We start from the raw sequence: 3,219 nt of genomic DNA on the forward strand, positions 1-3,219 counted from the left end.
CATCAGCCGCATGCGGCCGCCGCAGATGCCGGCCGCGCCGGGGCCGCCGCCAAGATCGATCTCGATCGTCGCCGCAGCGTCGCCGCCGGCGAGCAGTGCGCGCGCTGCGCCTATCGCGCGCGCTTCGGCCAGACCGCCGCCGATGCTGAAGGCCGTCGTGTCCGCGCCGACGAGCATGCGCGCGCCGCGCTTGCGCGGCGTCGCGCCGACGGTCTCCACGACGCTCGCGACCACGACGGCCTCGCGCGCGAGCCGCGCCGCGAGCTGCGCGAACAGCGCCTCATCCATGCCGGCGACCCGTCGCCTGCGGCGAGCGCGGCACACCGCGACGTCGCGGTCCCGAAGGGATTCCGATCCGGCGACGCGAGGCCCCGGGGCGGCTTTCCGCAGCGTCGGCGCCGCAGATCGCAATGCGCCGCCGACCTGCCGCCACGCCATCGCCGTGCATCGCGAAGCCGCCACGCCGGACCGCTTCCCGCTCCACCTCAACCCTCGACATCGAGCGCGTCGGCGACGGCCTGCGGTTGAGCCGCCGTCACGCGCGCGATCGCCGCGAACACGGCTTCGGGCGTCGCCGGCGAGGCCAGCTGCACGGCCTGCGGCAATGTGGCGAACGCGGCGACGGCCTCGCGCAGCGCTTCGCGCACGCTGAGCGCGAGCATCAGCGGCGGTTCGCCGACGCCCTTGCTGTGGAAGATCACGTTCGTGCTCGGCGCGCGGCTGCGGCGGAACAGGGCGACGCGGAAATCCGGCGGCACTTCGCCGAGGGTCGGGATCTTGTAGGTGCTCGGCGCGTCGGTCAGCAGCCGGCCGGCGGCGTTCCAGCGCAGTTCCTCGCAGGTCAGCCAGCCCAGTCCCTGCACGAAGCCGCCTTCGATCTGGCCGCGATCGATGACGTCGGCCAGCGAGTCGCCGACATCGTGCAGCAGGTCGACGCGCAGCAGCCGGTGCACGCCGGTGTAGCCGCAGACCTCGACCTCGGCCACGGCCGCACCGAATGCGTAGTAATAGAACGGATGGCCGCGGCCTTGCTTGGGGTCCCAGCTCAGGCCCGGCGTGCGGTAGTAGCCCGTCGCCGACAGGCTGATGCGCGCGTTGTAGGCGGCCTGCACGATCTCGGCGAAGCTGCGGCCGCGCCCGGCGTCTCCGTCGAGGAACACGCGGCCGTCGGCGAAGCGCACGGCCTCGGCCGCACCGCCGAGCAGGCTCGCGGCGACGGGTGTCAGGCGTTCGCGCAAGGTGTCGCAGGCGGCCCTGACCGCCTGGCCGTTCAGATCCGAACCGCTGCTCGCCGCGGTGGCCGAAGTGTTCGGCACCTTGTCGGTGCTGGTCGGCATCACGCGGATGTGCGCGTCGGGAACGCCGAGCACGCGGCTGGCCACGGCCAGCATCTTGGTGTGCAGGCCCTGGCCCATCTCGGTGCCGCCGTGGTTGAGCTGCACGCTGCCGTCGGTATAGATGTGGACGAGGGCGCCGGCCTGGTTGTATTCGGTCTTGTTGAACGAGATGCCGAACTTGACCGGCGTGATCGCGATGCCGCGCTTGGTCCGGCCGTGCGCGGCGTTGAACCGCGCGATCCCGCGCCGGCGCGCGTCGAAGTCGCTGTCGCGCTTGAGCTGCTGCCAGAGCTCGGCCAGGTGGTTGTCGACGACAGGCTGGCCGTACGGCGTCTGGTTGCAAGCATCGTCGGCGCTGCCGCGGTAGAAATTGCGCTCGCGCACGAGATCGGCCGGCAGGTTCAGCTCGGCCGCGACGCGAGCCAGCACTTCCTCGCCGACGAGCATGCCCTGCGGCCCGCCGAAGCCGCGGAACGCGGTATTGGACGCCAGATGCGTCTTCGCGATCAGGCCGGTGATCGCCACGTGCGGGCAGTAGTACGCGTTGTCGATGTGCACCATCGCGCGCATGAGCACCGGCGGCGACAGGTCGCAGCTCCAGCCGCCGTCGGCGTAGAGCTGCACGCGCAGCGCCTGCAGCACGCCGTCGTCGTCGAAGCCGACTTCGTAGCGCGCGAAGAACGGATGGCGCTTGCCGGTCAGCTGCATGTCGAGCTGGCGCGTGAGCTTGATGCGCACGGGCCGGCCCGTGTGCCAGGCCGCGAGCGCGGCGACCGCGGCGAAGGAATTGGCCTGGGTCTCCTTGCCGCCGAAGCCGCCGCCCATGCGCAGGCAGCGGCAGACCACGCGGTTGGCCGGAATGCCGAGCACGCGCGCGACGATGATCTGCGTCTCGGTCGGATGCTGCGTGGACGCGGTGATCTGGATCAGACCGTCGGCGTCGAGCTGTGCCCAGCTCGCCTGCGTCTCGAGATAGAAATGATCCTGGCCGCCGATCGCGATCTCGCCGGCCGCGCGGTGCGGCGCCTGCCGCAGGACGGTTTCCGCATCGCCGCGGCGCACGTGCGCCGGCGGCAGGTGGAAGGCGTCGTCGGCGATGGCCTGCGCGATGCTCAGGCGCGGCGGACGCGGCGCATAGCTCACGCGCACTGCGGCGGCGGCCGCGCGCGCGCTGGCCTCGTCCTCGGCGACGACCCAGGCGACGGCCTGACCGTGGAAGCTGACTTCGGCGGCGGCGATCAGCGGTTCGTCGTGCAGTATCGGTCCGGTGTCGTTCTCGCCGGGCACGTCGGCCGCCGTCAGCACGCGTACGACGCCGGGCATCGCCGCGGCGGTGCTCGCGTCGATGCCGAGCACTTGCGCGTGCGCATGCGGCGCCTGCACGGGCCAGACGCTCAGCAGCCCGGCCGGCGGATGCTGTTCGTCGGTATAGATCGCGCGGCCGCTGACGTGGCCTTCGGCGCTCTCGTGCGTGCGGCTCATGCGTCGGCTCCCGGCAGATGCGCGGCGACGAACTTCGCGAACAACGTCGCGCAGAGCGCGCGGCGGTAGTCGGCGCTCGCGCGATGGTCGCTGAGCGGCTGGAACTCCTCGCGCAGCAGCGCCTGGGCCTGGTCGATCGTCGCCGCGTCGAGCACGCGGCCGGCGAGGAAGGCTTCCGTGCGCAGCGCGCGGCGCGGAATCGCCGCGACGCCGCCGTAGGCCAGACGCGCCTGCGTCACGCGCCGTTCGTCGTCGACGACGAGATCGAACACCGCGGCGACGATGCTGATGTCGTCGGTCTGGCGCTTGGCCACCTTGTAGGCCGCGCCGTGGCGCCGGCCCGGCGCGACGCCGGCCGCAGCGCGCGGCAGGCTCACGGCGACGACGAGCTCGTCGGCCG

General features: G+C 72.5%; 2 protein-coding genes and 1 pseudogene. All 3 read right to left on the reverse strand.

From position 1 onward, the window contains the following. Nucleotides 1–288: XdhC family protein (locus NON22_RS22280; protein ID WP_257389193.1), on the reverse strand; the 288-nt coding region annotated here is incomplete at its 3' end. A gap of 197 nt (nt 289–485) precedes the next feature. Beyond that, entirely contained in the window at nt 486–2,819 is a 2,334-nt protein-coding gene (xdhB, locus tag NON22_RS22285) for a xanthine dehydrogenase molybdopterin binding subunit (RefSeq protein WP_257389194.1), read from the reverse strand. Next, nucleotides 2,816–3,219: pseudogene (locus tag NON22_RS22290) on the reverse strand (hypothetical protein); the annotation flags it as partial. The pseudogene NON22_RS22290 and the gene xdhB, both read right to left, overlap by 4 nt.

Origin of the sequence: Tahibacter caeni (assembly GCF_024609805.1) — a bacterium.
GTDB classification, from domain to species: domain Bacteria; phylum Pseudomonadota; class Gammaproteobacteria; order Xanthomonadales; family Rhodanobacteraceae; genus Tahibacter; species Tahibacter caeni.